At 74.8% G+C, this 5,692-nt stretch carries 5 protein-coding genes; 1 reads left to right on the top strand and 4 read right to left on the bottom strand.

Annotated elements, in window-relative coordinates:
- Positions 1 to 224 precede the first annotated feature (224 nt).
- The gene (gene tdh / locus ACWGDE_RS35415) at positions 225 to 1,253 is read right to left on the bottom strand and encodes an L-threonine 3-dehydrogenase (protein WP_453393175.1); all 1,029 of its coding nucleotides are present in this window, start codon (positions 1,251 to 1,253) and stop codon (positions 225 to 227) included.
- 206 nt (positions 1,254 to 1,459) lie between these two features.
- Here tdh and ACWGDE_RS35410 point away from each other — a divergent pair, with 206 nt between their 5' ends.
- Positions 1,460 to 2,371 (top strand): alpha/beta hydrolase fold domain-containing protein, encoded by a 912-nt coding sequence (locus tag ACWGDE_RS35410; protein ID WP_453393174.1) that lies wholly within the window; start codon positions 1,460 to 1,462, stop codon positions 2,369 to 2,371.
- 95 nt (positions 2,372 to 2,466) lie between these two features.
- Here the strand turns inward: ACWGDE_RS35410 and ACWGDE_RS35405 are convergent, their stop codons facing one another.
- From ACWGDE_RS35405 to feoB, 3 genes are all read right to left on the bottom strand, one after another.
- Positions 2,467 to 3,168 carry a class I SAM-dependent methyltransferase gene (locus ACWGDE_RS35405; RefSeq protein ID WP_453393173.1) on the bottom strand — a complete coding sequence of 234 codons (702 nt, stop codon included), beginning with the start codon at positions 3,166 to 3,168 and terminating at the stop codon, positions 2,467 to 2,469.
- 79 nt (positions 3,169 to 3,247) lie between these two features.
- Entirely contained in the window at positions 3,248 to 3,529 is a 282-nt protein-coding gene (locus ACWGDE_RS35400; RefSeq protein WP_453393172.1) for a helix-turn-helix domain-containing protein, read from the bottom strand.
- Between the two features lie 74 nt (positions 3,530 to 3,603).
- Positions 3,604 to 5,692: ferrous iron transport protein B (gene feoB / locus ACWGDE_RS35395; RefSeq protein ID WP_453393171.1), on the bottom strand; the 2,089-nt coding region annotated here is incomplete at its 5' end.

Here is a 5,692-nt window from a genome sequence, read left to right as displayed (position 1 = left end):
GCGGGTGTGCGCGGGGTGTTTTGATTATTTTGGGGGGTGTGCGTTGGGCGGGGTGGTGGGGGGGGGGGGGGCCCCCCCCGGGGGGGGGGGGGGGGGGGGGGCCCCCCCCGGCCGGAGGGAAATGGTCTGTGGATCGCGAACGGGCAGGACCGGGGCGGCGACCCGACGCCGGTAACGGCGCCGGACCGGCCCGGGTCTTCAGGGCAGCTCGCCCCGGGCGGAACCTAGGCGGTCCAGTCCAGGATGATCTTGCCGCTGCGGGCGGTCGCCGCCTCGTCGAACGCGGCCTCGAAGTCCCCGTAGGCGTACCGGCCGGTGATGACGGGGCTGAGGTCGAGCCCGCCCTCCAGCAGCACGGTCATCGCGTACCAGGTCTCGAACATCTCGCGGCCGTAGATGCCCTTGATCGTGATCATCGAGGTGACGACCTTGGCCCAGTCGACCGCGAACTCCTGCGCGGGCAGGCCGAGCATGGCGATCTTGCCGCCGTGCGTCATGTTGTCGATCATGTCGCGCATCGCCTCGCCGCGGCCGGACATCTCCAGGCCGACGTCGAAGCCCTCGCGCAGGCCGAGCTGCGCCTGCGCGTCGGCGATCGTGGCCTTCGAGACGTCGAGCGCGAGCGTGGCGCCGGCCTTGCGGGCGATCTCGAGGCGCTCCGGGCTGACGTCGGTGATGACGACGTTGCGCGCGCCGGCGTGCCGGGCCACGGCCGCCGCCATGATCCCGATCGGGCCCGCGCCGGTGATCAGTACGTCCTCGCCGACCAGCGGGAAGGAGAGCGCGGTGTGCACGGCGTTGCCGAACGGGTCGAAGATCGCCGCGACGTCGAGGTCGACCGCGGTCCGGTGCACCCACACGTTCTGCGCGGGCAGCACCACGTACTCGGCGAACGCGCCGTCGCGGCCCACGCCGAGCCCGATCGTGCTGCGGCACAGGTGACGGCGGCCGGCCAGGCAGTTGCGGCACGTACCGCACACCAGGTGGCCCTCGCCGCTGACCAGCGCGCCGACCTCGATGCCGGTGACGCCCGCGCCGAGCGCGGCGACCTCTCCGACGAACTCGTGGCCGAGCACCAGCGGGGTCTTGACGGCGCCCTGCGCCCAGCCGTCCCAGGAGCGGATGTGCAGGTCCGTCCCGCAGATGCCGGTGCGCAGCACCTTGATCAGCACGTCGCCGGGGCCGTACTCGGGCTCGGGAACGTCCATGAGCCACAGCCCGGGCTCGGCCTTGTGCTTGACGAGTGCCTTCATGGGGGTGGCTCCAGGCATGCGGAAGGAAGCGCTACGGGCGTGCGGGCCCGGCAGCGTGCGGACGACACCAATCTGCCGACCTGCGAGGTGATCAGTCCATCGAGGATTTCTTAAGCGGGTCCACAGGCCAGCTTCACGCCTATGCTCCTGGGTTGACGGACAGGGGCCGGGGAGCGGTCCGGGCCGGGAACGGGGAGGTGAGGGGCGTGCCGAGTCTGCGCAGCAGGGCGCTTTCGGTCGCGCTGATCGCGGCGGGGCGGCGAAGACGGTTCGGGAGCGCCGAGGCGGTCCGCACCCGGGTGGCGCAGTCGGCGCGCAGGCCGGCGTCGCATCTGCCGCCGCGTTCGCTGGGCCGGATCGCGGAGGTCTCGCGGACCTTCGTCGGGGCCTGGCCCGTGTACGACGTCTCTCCGCGCGGGACCGAGCCGGCCGCGCAGGTTCTCTACGTGCACGGCGGCGGGTACATCAACGAGCTGGTCCGGCCGCACTGGTCGTTGATCAGGACCCTGGTGACGGAGGCCCGGGCCCGGGTCGTCGTGCCGGCGTACATACTGGCCCCGCGCGGAACCGCCGACCGGACCGTCCCGGTCGCCGCCGACCTGCTCAGCGGTCTGATCGCGAGCGGCGGCGCGGGCGGCACGGTGCTCATCGGGGACTCCGCCGGCGCCGGGCTGGCGCTGGCCGCGGCCCAGCGGCTGCGCGAGCGGACCGGGGCGCAGCCGTCCCGGATCGTGCTGATCTCGCCCTGGCTGGACGTGTCCATGAGCCACCCCGACCAGGCGGCCCTCGAGGCGGGCGACCCGATGCTGGCCCGCCCCGGACTGCGCGAGGCCGGGCGGCTGTACGCGGGCAACCTGGCGGCGGACGATCCCCGGGTGAGCCCGCTGCACGGGTCGTTCGCGGGGCTGGCCCCCATGACGGTGTTCACGGGCACCCGGGACGTCCTGACGACCGACAGCCGCGAACTGCTGCTCAGGGCCCGGGCGGCCGGCGCCGAGGTGGAGTTCCACGAGGAGCCGGGTTTGCCGCACGTGTACCCGCTGCTGCCCCTCCCGGAGGGCAGGGCGGCCCGCGACCGGATCGTGGAGCTGATCCGCATCGCGGCGGCCGAGGCCTGAGCCGAGGCCCGCGCGGAGGCCCGCGCGGAGGCCCGAGCGGCGGGCGGAGGCTGAGGCCGAGGCGCCGGTAACGGGGGCCGGGGCCGGGGCGCCGCTCAGGCCACGCAGTTCATCAGGGAGCCCACCGGGGCCGTGCGGTAGCGGGCCCAGTACGTCTCGTCGCGGGTCTCGCAGGCCGGCGGAGTCCGGGTCGGCTGCCAGGCGACGGTCGAGAAGCCGGCGTCGGCGGCGGCCTCCGCGAAGTCGGCGTGGGCCCACTCCCGGCATTCGAAGGGGACCGGCGGATCGGTCTCCAGCCGGGCCCGCAGCAGTGGCGCGTCCCCGCCCGGAGCCCGCTCGACGACGCTGATCCCGTACGGCGACCAGTCCGCGTACGGGAAGGCGCCCGGGTTGGGGACGATGGCGAGGAGCCGTCCGCCGGGGCGAAGGCCCGCGCGCACGGCCCGGAACATGGCGTGCAGGGCGGGCCGGTCGTGGGCCTGGTTGAACAGGTACACGGCGGTGGCCAGGTCGAACGGGCCCAGCGCCGGGATGCCCTCGGCCTCGGCGACGACGTACTCGACGTCTCCCCCGCCCTTCCTGGCCTGCCGGATGCGCTCGGGGCAGCTGTCGACACCCACCGTCCGACGCGCCCCGCCGCTCGCCAGCAGCCGGGTGGTGGAACCGTGCCCGCAGGCCGCGTCGAGGGTGTCGAGGCCGCGCACCCCGCCGAGGGCGTCCAGAGCGGTGCGCAGGGTGAAGGCGTCGGCGAGCGAGAAGGCCGGCGGGGGCGCTGACGTGTCGTACTGCTGTCGCATACCCGCAAGCCTGCCCGTCCCCCGGCGCAGGGGGACGTCCCCGTGCCCGCGACTCCCCCGGACGGGGGAGGCGTTCGGGTCAGTCGGTACGGCGTACGGGGCGTACGGGGCTCAGCGCGATCAGGGCCGGCCGCGCGGGCGCGGGGCCGCCGCTCGGGCAGGTGGTGCAGGAGCGGGAGGCGAAGAAACAGCCCGAGCAGTCCGGGGCGCCGATCTCCTCGCGCCGCAGGCGCCCCTTGCGGACCCAGTACGCGGCCAGGTCCGCGGCCTCGGCCCGGCCCATGCCCAGCCGGTCGGCGATCTGCGCGAGCCCCTCGCCGGGGGCGGCCTCCTCGAAGGCTCGCAGCAGCGTGCGCAGCATGCCGGGCTCGTTCGCAGCGGACGCGCGGGGACTCCCGCCGGTCCCGCCGGTCCCAGCGGTCCCGCCCCGCCCCCTCACCACACCAGCCTCGCGATCTGGAAGACGCCGACCGCCAGGAGCCAGGCCGCCGCCAGTTGGATGCCGAAGCCGATCGCGGTCAGCCTCGTGCCGATCTCGGCGCGCTGCGCGGCCAGGGTGGCCATGCAGGGGGTGTAGGCCAGGATGAAGACCAGGAAGGCGAGCGCGGCCGCTCGCTGGTGGCCGCCCGAGGACTCCTCGAAGGTGGCGTGCAGGCTCGCGGTGAGCCGGGGATCGCCGTCCTCCTCGGCCGAGTAGGTCTGGGCGAGGGTGGAGATCACCCCCTCCTTGGCGATCAGACCGGTGCCGAGCGCCGCCGTGGCGTGCCAGTCGCCGAAGCCGGCCGGGGCCACGAGGGGCGCCGCCGCGCGGGTGACCGTACCGAACACGCTGCTCTCGACGTCGACCTTGCCGAAGCCTCCGTGGCCGGCGCCGGCCGGGACGGCCATCAGCAGCCAGACGGCCGCGGCCGTGGCCACGATGATGCCGCCGGCGGTGCGCAGGAAGGCCGCGAGCTTCTGCCACACCTGGGCGCCGGTGACCCGCAGGGTGGGCAGCCGGTACGGGGGGAGCTCCAGGACGAGCGGCTCCTCCTTCATGTCCCGGAAGAGCAGGGGCCGCAGGATCAGGCCCATGCCGACGACCAGCAGCACGGAGGCGACGTACAGGAAGAAGACGACGGTGCCGGAGTTCGAGCCGAAGAAGACACCGGCGATCATCACGTACACGGCCAGCCGGGCGGTGCAGCTCATGTACGGGATGAGCAGGCCGACCAGCAGCCGGTGCGAGCGGCGGTTGAGGATGCGGGTGCCGGCGAGGGCCGGAACGTTGCAGCCGAAGCCGACGACCAGCGGGAGGAAGGCCCGGCCGGGCAGTCGCAGGGTGCGCATCAGCCGGTCGGCGACGAAGGCGGCGCGGGCGAAGTAGCCGGAGTCCTCCAGCAGGGCCAGCAGCAGGAACATGATGATCATCAACGGGACGAAGGTGAGCAGCTGGCCCACCCCGTTGATCAGGCCGTCCACCAGCAGGCCGGTCAGCCAGCCGGGGGCGCGGACGGCTTCCAGGAGCCGGTCGGCGCCGCCGCTGACGGGCCCGGAGACGAAGTCGCCGAGGCCGTCCTGGAAGGGTTTGGCCAGCGCGGTGGTGGCCTGGAAGACGCCCCACATCACGGCGAGGAAGAACGGGATGCCGAAGGAGCGGGAGAGCAGCAGCCGGTCCACGCGGTCGGTGAACGTGGGCCGGGCCCGCGCGGGGCGGGGCGCGGCGCGCTCGACGACGGCGTGCGCCCAGGCGTAGCGCGCTTCGGCGACCAGCAGTTCGGCGTCCGCGTCGAGGCCGTCGTGGCCGCCTTCCGCCGAGTCGGAGCCGGCGTCCGAAGCAGGCCGTTCGGCGAGCCGGTCCGCCGCCGCCCGGGCCCGCTCGGCCAGCTCCGCCGGTACGGCGGGCGGCAGTTCCCCGCAGAGCAGGCCGACGGCCAGCCAGCGCGCGGGGTGCGGGGTCCGCCCGGAGGCCTCCTCCGCGAGGGCCGCCAGCTCGGCGGCCACGGGCGAGCCGGCCGCCCAGGCCGAGGTCCGCCCGGCCCGCCGCGCCCGCGACGGCCCGTACGGCACGGGCTCCAGGGCATCGGTGACGGCGTCGGCGAGCAGGTCCAGCCCGGTCCCCGTACGCCCCTCCACCGGTACGACGGGCAGCGCGAGCTCGCGGGCCAGCGCGTCGGGGTCGGGGGGCGTGCCGCGCCGGGCGGCCACGTCGGTCATGGTGAGCGCGACGACGACGGGGATGTCGGTGTCGAGGATCTGCGAGAGCAGGTACAGGTTGCGGGCCGGGTTCGCCGCGTCGAGGGCGAAGACCACCGCGTCGGGCCGCTCACCCGCCGGCGCGGTCAGTACGTCGCGCACCAGGGCCTCGTCCGGGGAGTCGGGCAACAGGCTGTAGGAGCCGGGCAGGTCGGCGACGCGCAGGCGGCGGCCGCTCGGTGCGCGCCAGTCGCCCCGGGCGACGGAGACGGTCTTGCCCGGCCAGTTGCCGACGCGCTGGTGGGCGCCGGTGAGGGCGTTGAAGAGGGTCGACTTGCCGACATTGGGG

The sequence above is a fragment of the Streptomyces sp. NPDC054956 genome (assembly GCF_053609185.1).
This window is presented reverse-complemented; position numbering and strand designations above follow the sequence as displayed.

Excerpts from the sequence above, each read along its gene's own strand:
- tdh (WP_453393175.1), bottom strand. The coding sequence starts at position 1,253 with ATGAAGGCACTCGTCAAGCACAAGGCCGAGCCCGGGCTGTGGCTCATG.
- ACWGDE_RS35400 (WP_453393172.1), bottom strand. The coding sequence starts at position 3,529 with ATGCTGCGCACGCTGCTGCGAGCCTTCGAGGAGGCCGCCCCCGGCGAG.
- ACWGDE_RS35405 (WP_453393173.1), bottom strand. The coding sequence starts at position 3,168 with ATGCGACAGCAGTACGACACGTCAGCGCCCCCGCCGGCCTTCTCGCTC.